Raw genomic sequence first — 21,475 nt, 5'->3', positions numbered from 1 at the left:
GGTCCGTTCCGCGGCGTTCCGGGCACTCGCACGACTCCGGGCGTCGAGAGCGCGGGCGAGGTCGAGGGCGGGCAGGAACTGCGGTTTCCCTATCCTGACACCGACTGGAAGATCAAGCTGGTCGTCGATCCCGAGACCGCCCGGGTGACGCGTACGACCTATCTCCCCAGCAACGACGGAAGCGTGACGTTGAGCGAGAGGTTCATCTGGGTGACCACCGGCTGGACGGACCAGCCCCCCGGTAGCGCCACGGGGACCGTCCGGTGCCCGTACGCCGCCGCTACTCGGGTCCGGCGGTGCTCTGGTCGAACAGGTGAACGGGGTTTCCGGCCGGGTCCAGGAAGGTCGCGCCCTTGCCGCCCGGCATCTCGATCTCGCCCTGCCAGTCGAGCTCCGGGTGCGACCGCCGGAACGCGTCCACGCTGTCAACGGCGTAGAAACCACCGGCCCCCCACCTCGGCCCGGTGTCCGGCGGCACGTCGAGCATCAGCTCGACCTCCGAACCCGGGATCTTGAACGCGGCGGTCGACTCGCCCTCTCGCCAGGACTCCTCGAATCCGAGCGTGTCCCGGTAGAAGGCGACCGACTCCTTGAGGTCCTTCACGGGCTGGTACAGGAACGTCAGTCTCATGTGGGCGACCGTAAACCGATTACGCCCCAACGTCAATCGGTTATGCTTTCCCCATGCGTGAATGGGTACCGGTCCCGGGTTCGGCCAAGGCCAGGCTCATCGAGGCGGCCATCCATCAGTTCGAGCTCACCGGCTACGAGGCCGTCAACGTCGTCGATCTGGCAGGCAAGGCGAGCGTCACCACCGGCGCGCTGTACCACCACTTCGGCTCGAAGCTCGGCCTGTACCTGACCGTCCGCGAGGACATGGAGAAGCGGATCGTCGAACGAATGGAGGGAGCCGCGGCGGCGGTCGGGAGCAGAGGGCACCCCGCGGTGCGCGCCGCGCTCCTGGTGGCCTTCGACGCCGCCGTCCGGTTCACCGTGTGCCGGATCCTTGGTGAGCGGCCACCGGTGGAGCGCGACGACCCGGTCGCCACCGCGCTGCGGCCGTTGCTGACGAAGCACAAGGCGCCCGCCGCGGACATACTGGCCGCGGCCTGGCGGGCCGCGCTCCTGGCCGTCGCCACAGGCGCTTCCACCACGGCGGCGCGGGCATCCCTGGTGTACGTCCTCGACCCCAAGTAGACAGGCACTGCCCGGCTGAACGGCCGCCGCGGTGAGATCACGGTGAGACGCCGTATCCGCCCGGTCCGGGATCGAGGCGCCCGGTCGGCGCGTCACCCTGTGAGCGTGGTCAGCGTGAAGGAGTGGAGTACGCCGCCGGTCAGGACGGCGAGCGCGCCGGCCAGCCACATCGGCGCGTGATCTTTCCCTCTGGACAGCAGCGGGGCTCCCCGGTCGTACGGTCTCTGCACGTCCATCTGGACGACATGGACGACCAGGACGAGCAACACCGACGACACGGCATAGATGTCGGGGCCCACCCTGGCATCCCAGATCATGACGACATCCACGATCAGCCCGAGAAGACCGGCACCGGCGATGAGCGCTCTGCCCCTCCTCGGCACGCCGAGGCGGGCGGCGTTGATCAGCGCGATAGCGGTGACGGCGGCGACCCCGCCGAGGACGGCCACGTATCCCTGCGACTGAAGCCGCCACGGCCGGGGGCGTTCAGCCGCCTCCGGCGGTTGAGACGGCACATCCGCGGACACCACAGGAGCGACCTCCAAGATCTGATCTTGGAATTCCTATCCCATCGAACCTGGATCCGTCAGTTCGGGCCGGTGCCCGGGATCGTTTTTCCTTCCCGGTTCGCGGTGCTCGCCACCGGGGTGCCCCGGCCCTCGGGACGCGGGGGGCGTGAGGTGTCCGCCCAGGTCACAGCGCGATCCGCTATCCCTTCGCGTGATCTTGAGGTCGCCGTCCGCCGGTGAAAACCGGGTGACATTTCACAGCGCTTGCCGGAATGCTGGGGGCGGTCGATGAGTTTTGTCGGTGGTGTCCGTCAGTCTTTGCATGCCCACAACTTCCTGTGAGACCCCGGGCCTGCGCGCCAGTCATGGCCACGTCATGTCCGACAACCCCGATCGAGGTACCGTGCACAGCCCACAGCTCGACTCCCCCGCCAAGCCGGCGACCGCCGTTCCGGGTCGCACTCCGGCCGTGGTCCGACTGCTGGTGCTCGCCACCTTCGTGGTCATCCTCAACGAGACAATCATGATCAACGCGATCCCGCAGCTGATGGGCGCGTTGCACATCACCGAGCAGACCGCGCAGTGGCTCTCGACGGCCTTCATGCTGACCATGGCCGCGGTCATCCCGATCACCGGATGGTTCCTGCAGCGGGTGTCCACCCGTAGCGCGTACGCCACCGCGATGGGCCTGTTCCTGCTCGGTACGGCGTTGGCCGCCGTCGCGCCGTCGTTCGAGGTGCTGCTGGGCGCCCGCATCGTCCAGGCGTCCGGTACGGCGGTGATGATGCCGCTGCTGATGACCACCCTGATGCAGGTGGTGCCGGAGACGGACCGGGGCCGGGTGATGGGCAACGTCAGCCTGGCCATCTCGGTCGCGCCCGCCATGGGCCCGACGGTCTCCGGTGTGATCCTCTATTTCGGGTCCTGGCGGCTGCTGTTCGCCGTGGTGCTCCCCATCGCCGCCGTGATCGCCTGGCGCGGCCTGAAGCAGCTCAAGAACGTCGGAGAGCCCGAGTTCAGCACCATCGACTGGTTGAGCGTGGTGACCGCCGCCGCGGGCTTCGGCGGCCTGGTCTACGGGCTCAGCCGGTTCGAGGGCGGTGACGTCGGCGTCGCCGCCTCGATCGTGGCGGCGGGCCTGGTCGCCATCGCGGTCTTCGTCGTCCGCCAGCTGGCGCTGCAGAAGCGCGGCGTGCCGCTGCTGGACCTGCGGACCCTGCGCTACCGCACCTACACGGTCGCGCTGATCCTGATGTCGGTGGCCTTCATGGCGATGCTCGGCTCGATGATCCTGCTGCCGCTGTACCTGCAGAACGTCCGCGAGCTCAGCGCCCTGGAGACCGGGCTCCTCGTGATGCCGGGTGGCCTCGCGATGGGTCTGCTCGGTCCGGTCGTCGGCCGCCTGTTCGACCGGTTCGGCGGCAGGGTTCTGGTCATTCCCGGCGCGATCGGGATCACGCTCGCGCTCACCGGCTTCACCCAGATCACGATGACCATGCCGTTCTGGCAGCTGCTCGGTCTGCACGCGCTGCTGATGGTGGGACTGGCCGCGACCTTCACCCCGGTGTTCACCCTCGGGCTCGGAGCGGTTCCGCCGCCGCTCTACTCCCACGCCAGCTCGATCCTGAGCACGCTGCAGCAGGTCGCCGCGGCCATCGGTACCGCGCTCGTGATCACCGTGATGAGCGCGCGAGCCGATGCCCTGAGGTCCTCGGGAGTCACGGAGGTGCTCGCCAACCTCGACGGCATGCGGCTGGCCTTCGTCATCGGCGCGGTGCTGTCCGTGGCCGTGGTCATCACCGCCCTGCTCCTGCCCGCCCGTGCGGACAACACCGACGAGATCGACGAGATTGAGGAGATCGAGGAGGCCCGGCCGATGAACCCGGTGTGACGACGGTGAAACTCCGCTGCCGGGCAGGCTGTTCCCGCCCAGAGTAAGGCGACCGGCAGATCGAGTTCACCACCGCGGATGCCGGGACGATGCCCACGGCATCCGCGTGCTTGTTCTGAAGCCCCCGGTCCGTGTCGAGGCTGTGTCCCCTCCGGCCCACTGTCCGGCCCATGGCGCACTCCGGGGGATCCGCGGGAGGGATGTCGTAGGTTGTCCCCGGTACGTCCACGGATGACGCGCTCCCGCCTGCTTTCCGGTGACGGTCCTACGAGCCGTGTGAGCCGGGTGAACCGTTGGTCGTCGACGGGCCGGTCCCGGGGGCGATGCTGCCGACGATCAGGTCGGTCAGCGCCGTGACCGCCTCTGCGACGGTGGCCCGCCCCCGGTTCAGCTCCGCGGCGATCGCCTCGGCCGCGCCCAGCGCGCCGACGCAGCGCAGTCGAAGGGCTTCCGGCGTGAGGCCGGAGTGCGGCAGCAGCGCCGTGGCCATCAGGTCCGTGTAGTTACCGAACATCTCGCGCTCGACCGCCTCCATCTCCGGATTCCCCCGCAGCGCGGCGGAAACGGCGTTCCACTCCGGCATGTCGGTGGCGCACATGAAGTACGCGCCGCTCAGGACGCGGGCTATCTCGCCGGGGGTGGGCTCGGCCTCCCGCAACGCCTGTGCCGACGCGGTCCGGTGTCGTTCGTCGAGTCGCTGGTAGAGCGCGAGCAGCAGGCCGGGCCGCGTGCCGAAGTGGTCGTAGACGATCGGCCTGCTCACCCCGGCGGCCTCCGCCAGGGTGAGCAGCGTGAGGCCGTCGGCGCCCTGGGCGCGCACGATCGCCAGGGCGGTGTCGAGCAACTGCTCCCGCCTGGCCTGCTTGGACAGGCGCGTCGACGCTGTGGTCATTGTCCCCCTTGCGTTGTCGTTCACCCTAGGCTACAAAATGTAGGTTACAAAATGTAGGTTAGTGGGGACGTGGGAGGAAACCACCGTGAAGCATTCGAAATCAGTACTGATCATGGGCGGGTCTGGGCAGGCGGGAGCGGGAGCCGCCGCCGTTCTGCGCCGGTGGCATCCGACGCTGCCGCTGACGATCGCGGGTCGCGACCTCGATCGCGCACAGCGTGTCGCCGACAAACTCGGCAACGCGACGGCCGTGACCATCGATCTGCGGCGCGGCGATCTCGGCCTCCCGGCCGACCATGACCACTCGGCGGTCGTGGCGGCACTGTGGGACAGCCGACTGCACGGACTGCGTTACGCGCAGGACCGCGGGCTGCCGTACCTCAGCATCTCCAGCGGTCTGACGGACATCGCCCCCGAGGTCGTCGCGGGCGGTCAGCGGGCCGGGGCCGCGCCGATCCTGCTGGCCAGCCACTGGTACGCCGGCATCATCGTCCTCGCGGCACTGGACCTCGCCAGGAGGTTCGACCGGATCGACACCGTCCGGGTCAGCGGTGTACTGGACGAGCTGGACATCGGCGGGCCCGCGGCGATGGAGGACATGCAGCGCCTGACGGCCGCCACTTCGGCGGGGCTCGTCCGGCGCGACGGCGCCTTCGACTGGGTCAGCGGCCCCGACGCGCAGACGGAGGTCTTCAGCGCCGACGGCACCGTCCTGCCCGGCCAGATCATGCCCACTCTCGACGTTCCGAGCCTGGCCATGGCGACGGGTGCGCCGAACGTCCGCTTCGCGTTCGCGTTCGGTGAGTCCGCGAGCAGGCGCGGCGGCGGACCCGCTTCCACCGAGGTCAGGATCGACCTCGAAGGAGAGGGGCCCGCGGGCGCACCGCTCAGTGCGAGCCGCTCCATCGTCCACCCGGAGGGGCAGAGCCCCCTGACCGCGCTCAGCGTCGCCCTCGGTGTCGAACGGCTGCTCGGCCTGCGCGGCGAGGCCGTGGCGCCGGGCATCCACACCCCCGAGGCGTTGATCGACCCCGCGTACGCGGTCGAGCGGTTGGTGGAGATCGGCGCCACGTTCACCGACGTCTGAGGCGATCGCCGAACCGCCCCGCGCGCCCCGGTCTGCGGTGGGGGCCGTGGGGTACGGCGACCACCCCGTGCCCCGGTCTGTGGTGAGTTGCCTGGTCGGGGGCGTGGGGTAGGGCGAGCCGCTCCCCGAGTCCCGGCCTGTGGGGGGCGGGGTGCGGCGAGCCGCCCCGCGCCCCGGTCTGTGGTTGGGGGCGCGGGGGGCGGCGAATCGCCTCGCGCGCCGCGACCTGCGGGGGCCGGGGCGCGCGGGCATGTGATCCGCCTCTGGGGAGCGGCGGGTTTCCCGCGGTTCGGACACCGGACGCGGACGTCGGACGCCGGACGCGGACGCCGAGCCTGGAACGATTTAAACCCGGCCCTGGAAAGGGTCGGTCAGCCATCCGCCTGTGTCGTCCCGCGTTTTTCCGGCACGACGACGAGGCTTACGATGCGACGGACGCGGCCGTCTCCCTCGGTGTAGTGGACCCGTGAGAGAACCGCGTGCTCGATCTCATCGATCATCGCGGCGAATTCCTCGTCGGTCAGGCATACCGCCGCCTGCCGGTAGACCACGCCGTCCGAGACGGGATCGGCGTCCTCGCGTTCGAGGTAGCGGCCGAAATTCGACATCAACGATGCCGCGAACGTGGTGAACACCCGTTGGTGGTCCTCCCGCGTCATCGCCTCTCGCGCCTCGGGGTCGATTACCGCGTGCTCCGGGCGTATCCGGTAACTGCGCTCCACCGTGCCGCGTACCCGTTTCTCCTCCACCACCTCCAGCACGCCCGCCTCGGCCAGCACGGCGATGTGCCGGTACATCGTCGCGGGTGCGATGTCGGGCATGCGGTCGCGCAGCTGTGCGGTGGTCATCGGGTCGGTGTCGAACAGCGTCTGCAGGATGCGTATCCGGACGGGGTGCAGGAGAAGATCCGCGGTTGCCATGCACTAATGTTCTCACATACGATAAAGTTATCAAAGTTGAGAACGATGGGAGATGGGACATGCGGGACGTCGACATGACAGTCATCGCGGACGACGGACTGCCCTTGGCCGGCACGCTGACCCTGCCCGCGGGTCCCGGCCCGCACCCGGCCGTCCTGCTGCTGCACGGATCAGGACGGCTGGACCGCGACGCCAACACCGGCCGGTTGCGCATGGAGTTCGGGCCGCCGATGGCCGCCGCGCTCGCGGAGGGCGGGATCGCCACCCTGCGCTATGACCGGCGTGGCGTCGGCGCCACCCCCGGCGACTGGCGCGCGACCGGATTCGTCGACAACCGGCGCGACGCCGCCGCCGCGCTCCGCGCCCTGGCCGGGCGGCCCGACATCCGGGCGGACGCCATCGGCGTGGTCGGGCACAGCGAGGGTGCCGTTCACGCCATGTCCCTCGGCGCGCACCCGGAGGTTGGAGCGGTGGTGTTGCTGGCCGGGTTCGCCCGTCTGGGGGAGAACGCCCTGCGCTGGCAGGCCGGGATGATCGCCCGCGATCTCCCCGTGCTCGTACGGCCGCTGCTGCCGGCCCTGCGGGTGCTGGCCGCCCGGCAGCTCGCCCGGATCAAGACGACCGGCACGGACGTGGCGCGCGTCGCCGGGATGCCGGTGAACGCCCGGTGGCTGCGGGAGCTGCTCGACCACGACCCGCGCCCGGACCTGGCGAACATTCGGGTCCCCGTCCTGGCGATCACCGGTGACAAGGACATCCAGGTCGACCCCGCGGACCTGGACGAGATCCGCAGGCTGGTGCCCGGTGAGGTCGAGGTCCACCGGATCCCCTACCTCACCCATCTGCTGCGCCGTGACCTCGGTCGTCCGTCGGTGCGCTCCTATCCCCGGCTGCTGCGCCGGCCTGTCGACGCCGACTTGCTCGCGCAGGTGACCGGCTGGCTCGCCGATCGGCTCCGGGAAACCTCCGGGGAAACGCCCCGGGAGACGCGCGCCGCGGAGCGGCCGGATTCTCCCGACGGGAGGAAGAACTCCTTGGCCCACGATTCCGGCCGGTAGGGGTCGGCCGGGCGCCGCGTTTGTTTTCGCTCCTCCCTGGCTCGCCGCCGAGAACGCCTCGACCGCAGTTTCCGCTCGTCCCACGCAGAGGGAATCAGGAATTCCCTCGTGCGACATCCGTACGTGAAAGGGAAAAAGACGTGACCACCGCACCCCCCGTTCGCCGAAACAACGACCTGGCTGTTTTCTGGGCCGTCACGTTCACCACGAGCTGGGCTTTCTGGTTTACCGCGATCATGCTCGGTGGATCGGCGATGACCTTCCCCACCGTCCTTCCCCACCTGCTCGCCGGTTTCGGCCCGATGATCGGCGCGATCGTGATCCGGGCACGCCGGGCCCGCCGCCGCGAACCCGTACCCGCCCATACGGTGAGACTCCAGCTGAGTACGCGGCTGTTCTGGGTGCTCCCCCTGCTGGTGCTGGCATCGGCGACCGTGGTGGTGGCCGCGCTGCTCGCGTCCTTCCTGGGCGGTCCCGCGGTGGACCTGGCGGCGGGGCAGACCCTGGTCTCGACCGTCGGCGGGCCCGTGGCGTTTTTCATCAGCATGCTGATCGCCGGTCCGCTGTCCGAGGAGCCCGGCTGGCGCGGTACGGCGTACCCGCGCCTCCGCGCGTCGAAGAGCCGCCTCCAGGCCGGACTGCTGCTGGGTGTCGTCTGGGCGGTGTGGCACCTGCCGCTGTTCTTCATCCCCGGGACCATCCAGGCCGGATTCGGCCTGTTCAGCCTGAGCGGGCTGCTGTTCACGATCAGTGTCATCCCGGTGGCGCTGCTGACCGGTTACGCCTATGAGCGCGCCGGGGTCGCGGCGTCGATCGCGGTCCACTTCGGCTTCAACGCGACGATGGCCCTGCTGGGTGTCAGCTCACCCGTGACGCTGGCGTTCGTCGTGGCGGTGCAGACCGTTGTCGCGACCGTGCTGCTCGCCTCGCGGCGCGATCACCGGACGACCCCGCCGGTCGACGCGGACTCGCACCCGTACCGGAGCGTCACCACCCCGTAGTCGGCCGGATCGACGATGACGTACGGGCGGGCCGGGCATGATCCCGGCCCGCCCGTACGTCATGGGGAGGTCGTCCCGCGCCCCGGGCCGTCCGAGGGGGCTCCCGTCTCCAGCAACCGGCCCTCGGAGAGCCGCAGCCAGCGGTCGATCCCGATCTCCGCGAGGAAACGTTCGTCATGGCTGACCACCACGAACGCGCCCTCGTAGGCGGTGAGCGCGCTCTCCAGCTGGCCGACGCTGACCAGGTCGAGGTTGTTGGTGGGCTCGTCCAGCAGCAACAGCTGGGGCGCCGGTTCCGCGTACAGCACGCAGGCCAACGTGGCGCGCAGCCGCTCACCGCCGGACAGCACCCCGACCGGCAGGTGGACGCGGGAGCCGCGGAACAGGAAGCGGGCGAGCAGGTTCATCCGCTGGGTCCGCGGCATCCCGAGCGCGAACGCGGCCAGGTTCTCCGCCACGGTACGGCCGAGGTCGAGCAGGTCCAGCCGTTGCGACAGGTAGGCGACCCGGCCGTCGGCCCGCCTGGCCAGGCCGCCCCCCGGTTCAAGGTCGCCGCTGATCAGACGGAGCAGGGTGGATTTTCCGGTGCCGTTCGCGCCGGTCAGCGCGATCCGCTCGGGTCCCCGGATCGCCAGGTCGGCGCCCGCTCCCGCGAACAGGGCCCGCTCGCCGTAGTGGACCCGCATGCGCTCGCCGAGGAAGACCGTGCGTCCGGCCGGGACGTTGGTGCCGGGCAGCTCCAGCGTGATCCTCTGCTCGTCGCGCAGGGCGCGGCCCGCCTCGTCGAGCCGGGCCTGGGCGTCGCCGACCCGCGCGGAGTGGACCTCGTTCGCCTTTCCCGCCGACTCCTGGGCGTCGCGCTTCATCGTCCCGGCGAAGATCTTCGGCAGCCCGGCGTCCTTGAGGGTGCGGGCGGCGTTTCCGGCCCGGCGGGCCGCCCGCTCGCGGGCCTGCCGCATCTCCCGCTTCTCCCGCCTGACCTCCTGCTCGGCGTCGCGGACGTTCTTCTCCGCGACCTCCCGCGCGGCGCGCGCCGCCTCCTCGTACGCGCTGAAGTTCCCGCCGTGGAAGCGGACCTCGCCCTGGTCGAGTTCGGCGATGCGGTCCATGCGGTCCAGCAGTGCCCGGTCGTGACTGACCAGCAGCAGGCAGCCGTTCCAGTCCTCCAGCACGTCGTGGAGCTTGCGGCGCGCGTCCAGGTCGAGGTTGTTGGTCGGTTCGTCGAGCAGCAGGACGTCGGGCCGCTTCAGCAGCTGTGCGGCCAGGCCGAGAGAGACGACCTGGCCGCCGCTGAGGGTGCGCAGGCGCCGGGTGAGGGAGATCTCCCCGAGGCCGAGCCGGTCCAGCTGGGCACGGGTGCGCTCCTCGATGTCCCAGTCGTTGCCGATCGTGGTGAAGTGCTCCTCGTCGGCGTCTCCGGACTCGATGGCGTCCAGGGCCCTGATCACCGGGGCGATCTCCAGGACTTCGGCCACGGTCAGGTCGCCGGTCAGCGGCAGGCTCTGCGGGAGATAGCCGAGCACGCCCTTGACGGACACGGTCCCGCCGCCGGGCCGGTACTCACCGGCGACCAGTTTGAGCAGGGTGCTCTTACCGGCGCCGTTCGGGGCGACGAGGCCGGTACGGCCGCCGCCCACGGTGAAGGACAGGTCCCGGAAGACAGGGGTGTCGTCGGGCCAGGAGAAGGAAAGGTTCGAGCAGATGATGAACGCGTCGGACATGCGAGAGACCTCGTGTGGGACGCGGGCGCGCCGGAGCCGCCCGGCAGGGGTCGGATCGGGGAATGACGACATGGGCCACGGCCACGGCGCCTGCGCTCCTACGCGCCCGCCGGTGGCCGATCGCTTCCGGTATCACCCGGAGATGTCGTCGTCGCCTATCACGTCCGGTCTCCCTGGTTCCCTGTCACTCGCAGCCCAGCATATTAGATGCGAAAAGGTACGAGTACGAGCCCACTGTGCCTGGGGCGGCTTATCTCGATTTTTCGCCCTTTGCCAGCATTTCTACGACCTTGTCGAGCCGGGCCTTCCGGTTCTCCGGCGTGAGCGCCTGGAGCAACGGCAGGATCACCAGGTAGCGTCCGGTCTTGTCGAGCGCCTCGAACGCCTTCCCGGCCTCCGCGTTCGCGTCGAGCGCCGTCGCGAGATCGGGGGGCACCGTCGCCGTCCTCTGTGACTCGTAGGCCACCGCCCACCGCCCGTCCTCCTGCGCCTTGCGCACCTCGGCCAGCCCGGGTTCGCGCATCCGCCCCGCGGCCGTCAGCATCGCGACCTTGTCCACGTTCACCTGTGACCACAGGCTCCTGGACCGGCGCGGTACGTATTTCTGCAGGTAGTACTGCTCGTCGAGGGACAGCCGTTGCCCGGAGATCCAGCCGTAACACAGCCCGACGTCGACCAGCTCGTCGGAGGTGACCGTCGGAATGCCGGACTTCTTCTTGGCCAGCTTGATCCACAGCCCCTCGTGGCGTGTGTGATGCTCGGCGAGCCAGCCCTCGAACGCCTCGGCGTCCACAAAGGCGATGATCTCCACTCCGTCGCGCTCCTCCATGTGGATCAGGCTATCGCCCGCCCGGCCGGAACCGGCTCAGCACCGACGATCATCTCCGTCTTTGTCATCTCATATCGTGAGAAATACCCTTAATCGGGTCGCGGAGCGCCTTCGGATCCCTGGTTTCGGCCGGGCGTATTCATACCCGCAGGCTCGAATTCACCCTCCATTGGCCGCATGACGACATCGCCGTGAATCGGCCCGCGAAGGTCCGTTCCCGATCTGCCCGGCGGACGATTTCCGGGTTTTCTCGCCGTGGAAACCCGCCGCCAACTTGACGCGGGACAATACCGGCGAAGTACCGTGGATCATATGCTGATCGTCGTCGCGGGATCGACCGGCCTTATCGGCAGAACAGTGGTTTCCGAGCTTCGCGAATCGGGTCACGAGGTACGCAGGCTCGTCCGGCGCGAACCGGCGGCGGAGGACGAACACCGGTGGGACCCCCCGTCCGGCACGATCGCGCGGGACGCGTTCGACGGCGTCGACGCCGTGATAAACCTGTGCGGCTCGTCGTTCCAGGGCCGCTGGAACGCGGCTCGCAAGCGGCGCATCCGTGCCAGCCGCATCGAACCGGCCAGGACACTGGCCGAAGCCGTCGCCGAGCACGGCATCCCCACCCTGCTCAACGCGTCCAGCCTGAGCTTCTACGGGAACACCGGTGATGGCGTGGTCGACGAGACGTCGGGCGTGGGTCCCGGCTTCCTCGCCGAGATGGTCGTCGACTGGGAGGCCGCGACCGCGGTGGCGCGCGACGCGGGCAGCCGGGTCGTGCTGCTGCGCACCGGCCTCGTACTGTCGTCCGACGGCGGCCTGCTCAGCCTGCTCAGGTCGCAGATCCGGCTCGGGGTGGGCGGGCGGCTCGGCGACGGCAGGCAGTACGTGGCGTGGATCAGCCTGCCGGACGAGGTGGCCGCCATCCGGTTCCTCCTGGAGAATCCGGACGTCTCGGGACCGGTCAATCTGTGCGCGCCGGAACCCGTGACCAACGGCGAGTTCACCAGGGCGCTCGGCCGGGCACTCCGCCGACCCGTCTACCTGCCCGTACCGAAGGCGGTGGTCCGGGCCGTGCTCGGCGAGGCGGCCGACGAGCTGGCGCTCATCAGCCTGCGCGCGGCCCCGCGGGTCCTGTGCGACGCGGGGTTCACGTTCCGGCACGCCGACTTCGGCACCGCGCTCGCCGACGTCCTGTGACCACCGATCCCGGGTCCGTACGCCTCGGGCTCGTGGCGCGTCAGGCCGTGGCGAAGCGGTAGCGGGTCTGCGCGGGCGGCTCCTTTCCGAACGCGAACACCTTGGCCGGCTCGACGCGGAACACGACCGCGGGGTGGCCCGCGACCTGGGCGACGCCGTCGACGAGCTCCAGGCTCCAGCTGTTGTGGGCGCCGTACTTCGCGTCGAACGCGTCGATGATCCCCGGCAGGGCCTCGGGTGCGGTGACCTCGGTGGCCGTGCCCTCGACGACGACGTCGAGTCCCTTGGTCCAGAGGTTGTTCCCCGTCGTCACCGCGACCTTTCCGCTGTGCTCAAGGTTGCGCATCTTCTGCTCGATCGAAGCGGTGGTGAAGTACACGGCACCGTCGTGCCACACCGCGACCACCGGTGTCACATGGGGACGGCCGTCGGCGCGGACGGTCGTCAGCCAGAAAAGCTCGGCCGTCTCCAGCACGCCCAGGGTCTCCGGCCACGAAGTGGGCTCCACCCCCGGCTCGCTGTAACGCACCTCTAGTTCGGCCTCGGGATAAGTGATGGACATCGGTTTTCCTTTCTGTTGCGCGAAGGCGAACAGGGGGCCGTCTCGATGAGGAAAAAAGGTGCTCCGATCACGAGGCTACGACCGCGGTGGCGGACGGGCAATGACGTCGCAATAAGGGATGCCTCTCGGGTCGATCAAATGCCACGGCGATACGAATTCGCCATCCGGGACGCCTCGGGTTCGATAAGAGATGCCTCACCGGCTCAATAAGTAATCCTTATGGTGGTCCCGTTGTCCTGAAAAGGCTGTCGGCATAACCTGGTCGCAGACAAACGCGAACGTCACGGCTGATCGAATCGGACGGGAAGCGGCACGGGGTCTCGGGCGGGCGGCCCCGGCCGAGGTGGGGATCCGGTGCGACGTTGACATTCTCCCCACAGTCGAAGCGCGGCCGGGGGCTCCACGCTGGAGGTATTCGATGACGGACGACAACCTGCGCTGCGCCTCGGCCGACGAGTTCGCCGCCTGGCTGGAGGCGAACCACCGGACCGCCGACGAGGTCTGGCTCGCCCTGCCGAAGAAGGGGACGGGGGTGCCCTCGGTCACCAGGTCACAGGCCCTGGACGTCGCCCTGTGCTACGGCTGGATCGACGGCAAGGCCTTCTCGGGAAACGTGCCGGACGGCTGGTGGGCCCAGCGCTTCTCGCCGCGCAAGGCGCGCAGCTCGTGGTCGAAGATCAATTGCGCCAAGGTCGAGGCGCTCATCGCCGAGGGCCGGATGCGACCGGCCGGGCTCGAACAGATCGAGCTGGCCAAGGCGGACGGCCGTTGGGCCGCGGCCTACGCCCCGCCGAGCACGGCGGAGGTCCCCCCTGACCTGCGGGCGGCACTCGACGCCTCTCCCGCCGCGGCGACGGCCTTCGAGGCCCTCAGCAGGAGCAACAGCTACCAGATCCTGCTCACCATCCAGAAGGCGAAGAAGGCCGAGACCCGAGAACGCAGGATCGTCGGCTACGTCGAGCGTCTGGAGGCCGGGGAGCCGCTCCACGGCCCCCGGAGAAAGCCCTGACACCTCACCACCCTCCCGTACGAGTCTCGCGTGGTGGCTTCGGACTGCGAAGGGGTGATCGTTCGCGCTTCGCCCGAGCGGCCGGTCACGGTACCGGTCGGCCAGGTGCGGGTCGCGCCCGGCCTGAGCACCGGTCACCCGCCTGGCGGCCGAAACGGCGCGGCGGCCCGAGAGCCGGGCCGCCGCGCCACTTCGGTGGAAGGTCATGCCGCGCGTACGGCGATCCCGGGGTAGTCGAGCACGAGGCCGGACTCGTCGTAGACCAGGCGGCACGCGAAGTCGAAGACCAGGGCGCTGTAGTCGTAGCACTGCCGGGAGCCCTCGTCGGCGACGCGGACGTAGTCCTGCTCAAGCCGTTCGACGGAGAGATCGGTGGCGCGTACGTAGGCGGCGGGGGCGGCCGACTTCTCGCCGACGCGCAGGCCCATCCGATGCGCGGGGAAGGTGTTGGTCATCGCCGAGGACTCCAGGTCGACGTCCAGGCAGCCGTCCAGGTGAGGGGCCGGGGTGCCGTCGACCCGCCAGTGGCCGGAGCCGTCGGCCTCCAGCAGGGTGTGCCGGGTCCCCGAGGCCGAGCGTCCCGTGATCCGCGCGCTTCGCGTGGTCCAGGTGGCGTCCAGCTCGATGGCGTAGTCGACGATCCAGGTCTGGCCCTCCTCGACCGCCGTCGTGCATCCTTCGATGCGCAGGCCGTCGTCCGAAGGCTGGAAGTAGGTCACCTCGAAGCCGTCCCGTGCGTCGAGATGCCGCCAGGCGGCGGTTCTTGGCGGTGTCGTGAAAGTCATGACACGATTCTTCCCGCCTTCTCGCCGTGGGGATCATCGTGCGACGCGGAAGAACTCGCGCAGGTCGCCGACGAGCAGGCCGGGTGCCTCCATCGCCGGGAAGTGGCCACCTCGGTCGAACTCCGACCAGTGGTCGACGGTGTTCGCCGGGTCGGCGGGCGCGCGGATCGTCATGTCCGCCGCGAACACCGCGATCCCCTGCGGCGGTGTCGGCGCGGACGGCCACCCGGCCCGGTCGTCGCCGGACCGCGCGGCGGCGATCTCGCGGTAGGCGCGCATGCCCTCGTAGACGATGTTGGCCGAGGACGCGCCGGAGCCGGTGAACCAGTACAGGCTCACGTTGGTGAGCAGCCGATCGCGGTCCACCGCGTGCTCGGGCAGTTCGGCGGCCGGATCGGTCCACTCCCTGAACTTCTCCGCGATCCATGCCAGCTGTCCGATCGGCGAGTCGGTCAGCGAGTACGCGAGGGTTTGCGGCCGGGTGGACTGCAGGTGCAGATAGCCGAGGCCGTCCTGGCGGGCGGCGTTGAATCGCTCGGCGCGCGCCCGGTCCGCGCCGGACAGGCCGTCCGGCTCGACGGGCGGGCCGAACGGGTACGGCGACGGGCCGTTGAGGTGGGTGGCGACCACGCGGCCGGGGGCGGCCATGGGCAGCAGCGTGGTCACGCCACCGCCGATGTCCCCGCCCTGCGCGGCGAACCGCTGGTAGCCGAGCCGGCTCATCAGTTCCCCGAACGCGGCGGCCACCCGGAACAGGTTGCCCCAGCCCGGTTCCCGCACCGGGTTGGAGAACCCGAAGCCGGGCAGCGACGGGATCACGACGTGGAAGGCGTCCGCCGGGTCACCGCCGTGCGCGCGGGGATCGGTCAGCGGCCCGATCACGTCCAGGAAGTCCACGAACGAGCCCGGCCAGCCGTGGCACAGGATCAGCGGTAGCGCGTCCGGCTCGGGCGAGCGGACATGCAGGAAGTGGATGTCCTGGCCGTCGATCGTCGTCACGAACTGCGGGTGCTCGTTCAGCGTCTTCTCCTGCGCGCGCCAGTCGAAGCCGTTCGTCCAATAATCGGCAAGTTCCCTGAGGTAGTCGACGGGAACGCCGCGTTCCCAGCCGGTTCCGGAGGCCTGCCGGGGCCAGCGGGCGCGGGTGAGGCGATCGCGCAGGTCGTCCAGCTCGGCCTGCGGGATGTCGACGTGGAACGGGCGGATGCCGGTGTCGTTGTCCATGCGAGAAACGTAGGAGCGATACAGGAAAGCTCCATTCCTGTATCCGGGCAGACTCGAAACATGGTGGACACGGCACAACGACTGCTGCGGCTGCTCTCCCTGTTGCAGGCGCCGCGCGACTGGACCGGGCCGGAGCTGGCCGAGCGCCTCGACGTCACCACACGCACCGTGCGCAACGATGTGGAACGCCTGCGCGACCTCGGCTATCCGGTGCACGGGATCAGGGGCGTCACCGGTGGTTACCGGCTCGGGGCCGGTGCGACGCTGCCGCCGCTGCTGCTCGACGACGACGAAGCGGTCGCCGTCGCCGTCGGGCTGCGAGTGGGCGCCACACAGGGCGCGGTCACCGGCATCGAGGAGGCGGCGCTACGTGCCCTGACCAAGCTCGAACAGGTGCTGCCGTCGCGGCTCCGCCGTCGTGTCAACGGCCTGCGCGCGTACCTCGTCCCGCTTCCGCACGCCGGTCCCAGCGTGGACGCCGCCACGCTCACCGCGATCGCGGCGGCCTCCCGCGACCACGAGCGGCTCCGGTTCGACTACACCGGCCACGACGGGTCGGCCGGTCGCCGCGAGGTCGAGCCGCACCGGCTCGCGCACGGCCGGGGCCGCTGGTACCTGGTCGGATGGGACGTCGCGAGGTCCGGCTGGCGCACGTTCCGGGTGGACCGGATGCGGCTGCGGACACCGAACGGCCCGCGCTTCACCCCGCGCGAGGATCCCGGCGGCGACCTCGTCGGCCACGTCGCCACCGGCCTGGCCACCGCGCCCTGGCAGTGCCGGGCGCGGGTGACGGTACGCGCACCGGCCGAGCACGTCCGCGACCGGCTGCCGTCCGGCGTTCCGGTGGAACCCGTGGGCGACGACGCCTGTGTGGCCGAGGTCGGCTCGGACACACCGCGGATGCTGGCCGCGTACCTCGGCATGCTCGACGCCGACTTCCAGGTCACCGAGCCGCCCGAACTCGTCGCGGAGATCCGCGTGCTGGCCGACCGCTACCGGCGGGCGGTTCCGGCGGAGACACCTTGCGGTACGTCGCCGCGCGGCGTGCCCGGCATCGAGCCGCCCTGAGCCTGAGCGATCATCGCACTGGCTCAATATGGGCGAGACGGCGCCCGAGGTGTTCGGAGAGCGGTGAGATCAATGCCCTTGATCTTTCAGCTGTTTAGCTTGGGGGTATTTCGGCTTTTTTGGTGTTATGTCCGATCTTTGCGCCGAGGGGAGGTGCGGCGCCCGCCATGTAACCGAAGGTCATATGTGCGCGATGTCGGCGACACGCCGTGACAGGAGCCGCCACAGCGGTCACCTGCTGCTTAACCTGCGTAAACAGGCGTACACCACCGGCGGGGCCGGGGCGGGGTACGGCCTTCGACCGCGATCGCGCGGGTCGCGGCGACGAAGGGAAAGTCATGACCGGCACCTCACCGCACGTCACATCTCTGGCGAACGCGTCACCCGCGTTCGAGAGCGAGCTCGGGTCGGTCACCCTGGTCGACGCCGGGGCGCTGCCCATTCTCAGCGGGCTCTCGATCAAGCACGTGGCCCTCGAACCCGGCGCGATCCGCGAGCCGCAGTGGAACGTCAACGCCAACCAGCTCGGCTACTGCCTTTCCGGCACGGTCCTGGTGTCGATTCTCGGAAACGCCGACGCCTTCTCCTCGTTCATCGTCACCGCCGGTCAGATGTACCACGTCGAGTCGGGCGCGATTTACCACATCGAGAACATCGGTGACGACCGCGCCGAGTTCGTTCTCGCGCTGCGCGACGAACGTCCTCGGCATTTCTCGCTGCACGACAGTTTCAACGCCATGACCGACGCGGTGCTCGGCAACACCTACGACCTGCCCGCCTCGGCGTTCGCGGTCCTCGACCGGTCTCCGGCGCAGCAGATCGTCCGGCGCACCGGGGCCGCCGACATCCCGTCCACGGTCGGGCTGCCCAACGCCCACCTGTTCGACATCGAGGGCCAGCACCCGCCGCTGTCCTACGCCTACGGCGACGCCCGCCTCGCCCGTAAGCAGTACTGGGCCGCCCTGGAGGACATCTCCATGTACTCCCTGCGCGTCAGGGAGAGCGGGATGCGCGAACCGCACTGGCATCCCGTCACCGGCGAGATGGGATACGTCGAGAAGGGGCACGCCCGCATGCGGGTGCTGGACCCCGACGGCACCCTCGACGAGTACCTGCTCAACCCCGGTGACGTCTACTTCGTGCCGAGCGCCTTTCCGCACCACATCGAGGTCATCGGCGAGGACGACATCCACTTCCTCATCTTCTTCGACCAGTCCACGCCCGCCGACATCGGCTACCGGGCCACCGCGTCGGCGTTCTCCCGCGAGGTTCTCGCCGCGAGCTTCGGCATGCCCGAGCGTGACCTCCCCCGGTTCCCCTTCACCCCGGTCGACCCGCTCTTCGTCGCCCGGGTCAACCCTTCCGACCCGGTGCGCTGAGGACGTCACCCCGCCGGTCCCCGGTCACACGTCGCCGGGGCCGAAGGGTGGGAGATAGGGCTCGTCGAGGCGGGTGATCCGAAGGCCGGGGTTCCGCGCGGCGGTGATGTCGAGGTCGGTATCCGCGTACAAAACGAGCTCGGAGAGGTGATCGAGAGGTGGCAGCACCCCGAAGTCGCCGTGCGCCAGGGTGAGGGATTCCAGGCCCACGACGCCTCGCAGGCCGGACAGGTCCCGTACGTTCACGTTCGACAGGATGAGCCGACGGACCGGGGTGCCGCCCAGCTGCGTCACCTCCACGTTGGCGGGGCCCGCCAGCTGGAGCAACCGCCATGACCGGCCCGTCAGCGGTCCCAGGTCCATGCCGTTGACGTCCCACAGCAGCGCCTCCGTCACCGCCGGGAGCGCCCTGACGGGGTCGAAGTGCCCCACCCACTCGAAGTCGGTGGTGAGGCGGTGGCGTCGCAGGATCGGATCCGCGGGCGGGGGCGCGGGGGTGTCGGAGCCGCACAACACCCGCCGCCATGCCGGTGAGAGGCCGTTCCAGAAATCCTCCCAGGTGTACTCGGCGTCCGACGCGCCCTCGTAACCGGCCATCGACGTCCTTCCGTCCTCTCACGCGCCGTCGGCACCTGCCCGGCCAGGACCTTTCGCTCGGCGGGCGCCGACTCACCGGTCGGGGCTCCGGTGATGCCTCGGGCCGGGTGGTGTCCAGGAACCCTTGTCTATCGCCTAAAGTCGGGCGAGTGCCCCCGATCCCCTCGCGGCTGGCCTGGCTGGACGCCCTGCGGGGACCCGCCGCGCTGGCCGTCGCGCTGCACCACTCCGGCTGGACCTTCATCCCGGGTGTCTGGGCCGAGGTGGACCGCAGGATCGACGTCGGCACCTGGGGCGTCTTCGTGTTCTTCCTGGTCAGCGGCTATATCATCCCCGCCTCCCTGGAGCGGCGCGGCGACCTGCGGGCCTTCTGGATCGGCCGGGCCCTCCGCCTCCTGCCCCTGCTGCTCGCCGCGATCGGCCTGGCGCTCCTTCTCGCGTACGCCGGGGCGTTCGCCCTCCACCCGGGCCTGAGCACGCGGCCCTTTCCCCTGGTCGTCCTCGGGAACGTGACGATGCTGCAGGAACTCCTCGGCGTGCCCGCCGTCATCGACGTGATGTGGACGCTCTCGTACGAGATGGCGTTCTACCTGCTGGCGGTCGGGCTGTTCGCCACGGGGCGGGCGCACCGGTCGGCGGCGACCGCGATCGTCCTGGCGCTGTCGGCCGTACTCCTGGGCCTGCTGCTGCCGGGGCCGGTCATCGGTGGCCGCGCCGACCTGGTCGCGGCGCTTCTCGGGGTCGCGGTGGTCGCGGTCGTCGTGGTGTCGGCGCGGGCGGGGGGCGGGACGCGTACGGCCGCCGCGGTGGCGGGCGGTCTCCTCGGGCTGACACTGGTGATCCTGGGCAGCCGGATCGGCGCGTGGCAGGGGTTGATCATCCTGGCCATGATGTTCGCCGGTACGGCCGTGTACCGCGCCGAGCGGGGGACCATCCGGTGGCGTACCGCCGTCGCCACCGTGCTGACGGTCCTGGCCTGCGGGGTCCTCGCCAAGGACGACCCCGGGTGGGCACCGGCGATCCTGCTGGCCGCGGGTTTCTTCGCGGCCGGGTTCGCGCTGCGGCGCAGGTCGTTTCCCCGCTGGCTCGCCCACCTCGGAGTGATCAGTTTCTCTCTCTATCTGCTGCATCCGCTCCTGCTGCGGATCAGCCCGAACCTTCCGCTGTTCTTCCTCGCCCTGGTACCGCTCTGCTACCTGACCCACCGCCTGCTTGAGGCCCCCGCACAACAGCTCGGCAGACGGCTGGCCAGGTCTTCCCTGAAGGAGTCCGCGCCGGGCGGTTCCTAGACCCGCCCGGTGGCGCGGGTCAGGGGGCGGCGTACTGCTCCGCGTAGACGGCGGACGGCTCGGTCGGGGTGATCACGTCGATGAGCACACCGTCGGGCGCGGCCACGATGAAGTGCCGCTGCCCGAACTCCTCGGTGCGCAGCGTCAGCTCCACCGGGAGCCCCGCCTGCCGTACGAGCCTGTCGTGCTCGGCGTCGACGTCGGCCACCTCGAAGTTGAGGATCAGCCCCCGCACCGCCGAACGGTACTTCTCCGGCACCGTCGGATGGTCGCGATCGACGAGCGCCAGCTCGTAGTGCGGCGGATCCGGCCGTCGCAGGCTCACGTACCAGTCCGCCTCGAACGTCGTCTCGAAGCCGAAGAACCGCCGGTAGAAGTCGTGGGACTCGGCGATCCGATCGGTGCAGACGACCGGGTAGAAACTCGTGAGGGTCATCCCTCTCCCTTCGGGGAATTCACATACCGTCGGTATGTGAAGCTAACATACCATCGGTACGCCAACAAGGGAGGCCGCGGTGGACCGGGCACGGCAACGGCTGGAGACCAGGCGGGCGCTGGTGACCGAGGCCAGGACTTTGTTCGCGCGGCACGGGTACGCCGCGGTGAGCCTGGCGCAGATCGTCGGGGCGGCGGCCGTCACGAAGGGCGCGCTCTACCACCACTTCGAGAGCAAGGCCGCCCTCTTCCACGTGGTCGTCGAGCAGGTGCAGCGGGAGGTGGGCGAGAGGGTCGCCGCGACGGCGGACGCGTGCGACGACCCGTGGGAGCAACTGGTCGCGGGGTGCCGGGCCTTCCTCGCGGTGAGCCGCGATCCGGAGGTGCAGCGGATCATGCTCGTCGACGGCCCCGCGGTGCTCGGCTGGAACGAGTGGCGGGCCATGGACGAGGCGTCCTCGGCACGGCACCTCAGCGAGGCGCTCGCCGCGCTGATCGAGGCGGGGGTCGTCACCCGCCAGCCCGTGGAGCCGCTGGCCCGCCTCCTGTCCGGCGCGATGAACGAGGCGGCCCTGTGGCTGGCCCGTTCGACGGACCCCGACGACCTGCCTGCCGTCACCGAGGCGCTGTCACGCATTTTGGAATCCCTGCGCGCCCATCGGTAGGCGGAACCGGGTTACTCCTCGTCGTTGGTGCGTTGGTGCGTTGGTGCGTTGGTGCGTTGGTGCGTTGGTGCGTCGGGGGCGTCGAGGGTGCGGGGGTGCCGGGATCGGCAAGGCCGTCGGGGTTGCCGGGGCGCCGGAGTCGCCGGATTTTTCGAGCCCGGAC

Annotated in this window: 22 protein-coding genes; 11 read left to right on the top strand and 11 right to left on the bottom strand. The window is 70.0% G+C overall.

Annotated features, from left to right (window positions below; translation table 11 throughout):
• Nucleotides 1-280: 280 nt before the first annotated feature.
• Nucleotides 281-631 (bottom strand): VOC family protein, encoded by a 351-nt coding sequence (locus tag ACW9TB_RS01875; protein WP_472746138.1) that lies wholly within the window; start codon nucleotides 629-631, stop codon nucleotides 281-283.
• 53 nt (nucleotides 632-684) lie between these two features.
• Here ACW9TB_RS01875 and ACW9TB_RS01870 point away from each other — a divergent pair, with 53 nt between their 5' ends.
• Nucleotides 685-1,197 carry a TetR/AcrR family transcriptional regulator gene (locus ACW9TB_RS01870; RefSeq protein ID WP_472746137.1) on the top strand — a complete coding sequence of 171 codons (513 nt, stop codon included), beginning with the start codon at nucleotides 685-687 and terminating at the stop codon, nucleotides 1,195-1,197.
• 92 nt (nucleotides 1,198-1,289) lie between these two features.
• On the opposite strand, the gene ACW9TB_RS01865 is transcribed toward ACW9TB_RS01870, so the two are convergent.
• Nucleotides 1,290-1,646 carry a hypothetical protein gene (locus tag ACW9TB_RS01865; protein ID WP_472746136.1) on the bottom strand — a complete coding sequence of 119 codons (357 nt, stop codon included), beginning with the start codon at nucleotides 1,644-1,646 and terminating at the stop codon, nucleotides 1,290-1,292.
• Between the two features lie 463 nt (nucleotides 1,647-2,109).
• Between ACW9TB_RS01865 and ACW9TB_RS01860 the strand changes: the two genes are divergently transcribed.
• Entirely contained in the window at nucleotides 2,110-3,597 is a 1,488-nt protein-coding gene (locus tag ACW9TB_RS01860) for an MDR family MFS transporter (RefSeq protein WP_472746135.1), read from the top strand.
• 265 nt (nucleotides 3,598-3,862) lie between these two features.
• Here ACW9TB_RS01860 and ACW9TB_RS01855 read toward each other — a convergent pair whose 3' ends face one another.
• The gene (locus tag ACW9TB_RS01855; RefSeq protein WP_472746134.1) at nucleotides 3,863-4,489 is read right to left on the bottom strand and encodes a TetR/AcrR family transcriptional regulator; all 627 of its coding nucleotides are present in this window, start codon (nucleotides 4,487-4,489) and stop codon (nucleotides 3,863-3,865) included.
• A gap of 85 nt (nucleotides 4,490-4,574) precedes the next feature.
• On the opposite strand from ACW9TB_RS01855, the gene ACW9TB_RS01850 reads away from it, so the two are divergent.
• Nucleotides 4,575-5,576, top strand: a complete 1,002-nt coding sequence (locus tag ACW9TB_RS01850) for a hypothetical protein (RefSeq protein WP_472746133.1) — start codon at nucleotides 4,575-4,577, stop codon at nucleotides 5,574-5,576.
• A 371-nt stretch (nucleotides 5,577-5,947) separates the two neighbouring features.
• On the opposite strand, the gene ACW9TB_RS01845 is transcribed toward ACW9TB_RS01850, so the two are convergent.
• Entirely contained in the window at nucleotides 5,948-6,496 is a 549-nt protein-coding gene (locus ACW9TB_RS01845) for a helix-turn-helix domain-containing protein (protein WP_472746132.1), read from the bottom strand.
• Between the two features lie 74 nt (nucleotides 6,497-6,570).
• Between ACW9TB_RS01845 and ACW9TB_RS01840 the strand changes: the two genes are divergently transcribed.
• On the top strand, nucleotides 6,571-7,554 hold the full coding sequence (locus tag ACW9TB_RS01840) for an alpha/beta hydrolase family protein (protein ID WP_472746131.1): 984 nt from the start codon (nucleotides 6,571-6,573) through the stop codon (nucleotides 7,552-7,554).
• 140 nt (nucleotides 7,555-7,694) lie between these two features.
• Nucleotides 7,695-8,555 (top strand): lysostaphin resistance A-like protein, encoded by an 861-nt coding sequence (locus ACW9TB_RS01835; protein ID WP_472746130.1) that lies wholly within the window; start codon nucleotides 7,695-7,697, stop codon nucleotides 8,553-8,555.
• 59 nt (nucleotides 8,556-8,614) lie between these two features.
• Here the strand turns inward: ACW9TB_RS01835 and ACW9TB_RS01830 are convergent, their stop codons facing one another.
• A complete protein-coding gene (locus ACW9TB_RS01830; RefSeq protein ID WP_472746129.1) occupies nucleotides 8,615-10,276 on the bottom strand; it encodes an ABC-F family ATP-binding cassette domain-containing protein in 1,662 nt (553 codons plus the stop codon).
• A 250-nt stretch (nucleotides 10,277-10,526) separates the two neighbouring features.
• Nucleotides 10,527-11,105, bottom strand: coding sequence for a YdeI/OmpD-associated family protein (locus ACW9TB_RS01825; RefSeq protein WP_472746128.1), 579 nt, complete (start codon nucleotides 11,103-11,105; stop codon nucleotides 10,527-10,529).
• A gap of 312 nt (nucleotides 11,106-11,417) precedes the next feature.
• Between ACW9TB_RS01825 and ACW9TB_RS01820 the strand changes: the two genes are divergently transcribed.
• Complete coding sequence (locus ACW9TB_RS01820; protein ID WP_472746127.1) at nucleotides 11,418-12,299, top strand: TIGR01777 family oxidoreductase; 882 nt, start codon at nucleotides 11,418-11,420, stop codon at nucleotides 12,297-12,299.
• 40 nt (nucleotides 12,300-12,339) lie between these two features.
• On the opposite strand, the gene ACW9TB_RS01815 is transcribed toward ACW9TB_RS01820, so the two are convergent.
• The gene (locus ACW9TB_RS01815) at nucleotides 12,340-12,861 is read right to left on the bottom strand and encodes a pyridoxamine 5'-phosphate oxidase family protein (protein ID WP_472746126.1); all 522 of its coding nucleotides are present in this window, start codon (nucleotides 12,859-12,861) and stop codon (nucleotides 12,340-12,342) included.
• A 418-nt stretch (nucleotides 12,862-13,279) separates the two neighbouring features.
• On the opposite strand from ACW9TB_RS01815, the gene ACW9TB_RS01810 reads away from it, so the two are divergent.
• The gene (locus ACW9TB_RS01810) at nucleotides 13,280-13,870 is read left to right on the top strand and encodes a YdeI/OmpD-associated family protein (RefSeq protein ID WP_472746125.1); all 591 of its coding nucleotides are present in this window, start codon (nucleotides 13,280-13,282) and stop codon (nucleotides 13,868-13,870) included.
• Between the two features lie 203 nt (nucleotides 13,871-14,073).
• On the opposite strand, the gene ACW9TB_RS01805 is transcribed toward ACW9TB_RS01810, so the two are convergent.
• Together ACW9TB_RS01805 and ACW9TB_RS01800 are read right to left on the bottom strand one after the other, a co-directional pair.
• Complete coding sequence (locus ACW9TB_RS01805) at nucleotides 14,074-14,655, bottom strand: putative glycolipid-binding domain-containing protein (protein ID WP_472746124.1); 582 nt, start codon at nucleotides 14,653-14,655, stop codon at nucleotides 14,074-14,076.
• A 33-nt stretch (nucleotides 14,656-14,688) separates the two neighbouring features.
• Entirely contained in the window at nucleotides 14,689-15,879 is a 1,191-nt protein-coding gene (locus tag ACW9TB_RS01800) for an epoxide hydrolase family protein (RefSeq protein WP_472746123.1), read from the bottom strand.
• A gap of 60 nt (nucleotides 15,880-15,939) precedes the next feature.
• Between ACW9TB_RS01800 and ACW9TB_RS01795 the strand changes: the two genes are divergently transcribed.
• Nucleotides 15,940-16,947, top strand: a complete 1,008-nt coding sequence (locus tag ACW9TB_RS01795; RefSeq protein WP_472746122.1) for a helix-turn-helix transcriptional regulator — start codon at nucleotides 15,940-15,942, stop codon at nucleotides 16,945-16,947.
• A gap of 338 nt (nucleotides 16,948-17,285) precedes the next feature.
• The gene (locus tag ACW9TB_RS01790) at nucleotides 17,286-18,326 is read left to right on the top strand and encodes a cupin domain-containing protein (RefSeq protein WP_472746121.1); all 1,041 of its coding nucleotides are present in this window, start codon (nucleotides 17,286-17,288) and stop codon (nucleotides 18,324-18,326) included.
• Nucleotides 18,327-18,350: 24 nt separating this feature from the next.
• Here the strand turns inward: ACW9TB_RS01790 and ACW9TB_RS01785 are convergent, their stop codons facing one another.
• Nucleotides 18,351-18,923, bottom strand: a complete 573-nt coding sequence (locus tag ACW9TB_RS01785; RefSeq protein WP_472746120.1) for a hypothetical protein — start codon at nucleotides 18,921-18,923, stop codon at nucleotides 18,351-18,353.
• Between the two features lie 149 nt (nucleotides 18,924-19,072).
• On the opposite strand from ACW9TB_RS01785, the gene ACW9TB_RS01780 reads away from it, so the two are divergent.
• On the top strand, nucleotides 19,073-20,212 hold the full coding sequence (locus tag ACW9TB_RS01780; RefSeq protein WP_472746119.1) for an acyltransferase family protein: 1,140 nt from the start codon (nucleotides 19,073-19,075) through the stop codon (nucleotides 20,210-20,212).
• Between the two features lie 19 nt (nucleotides 20,213-20,231).
• Here ACW9TB_RS01780 and ACW9TB_RS01775 read toward each other — a convergent pair whose 3' ends face one another.
• Nucleotides 20,232-20,648 carry a VOC family protein gene (locus tag ACW9TB_RS01775; protein WP_472746118.1) on the bottom strand — a complete coding sequence of 139 codons (417 nt, stop codon included), beginning with the start codon at nucleotides 20,646-20,648 and terminating at the stop codon, nucleotides 20,232-20,234.
• 79 nt (nucleotides 20,649-20,727) lie between these two features.
• Here ACW9TB_RS01775 and ACW9TB_RS01770 point away from each other — a divergent pair, with 79 nt between their 5' ends.
• Nucleotides 20,728-21,312 carry a TetR/AcrR family transcriptional regulator gene (locus tag ACW9TB_RS01770; RefSeq protein ID WP_472746117.1) on the top strand — a complete coding sequence of 195 codons (585 nt, stop codon included), beginning with the start codon at nucleotides 20,728-20,730 and terminating at the stop codon, nucleotides 21,310-21,312.
• Nucleotides 21,313-21,475: the final 163 nt, after the last annotated feature.

Source organism: Streptosporangium sp. H13245 (assembly GCF_055690525.1).
Note: the sequence above shows the minus strand (reverse complement) of the source record. Positions and strands in the feature narration are given on the sequence as shown.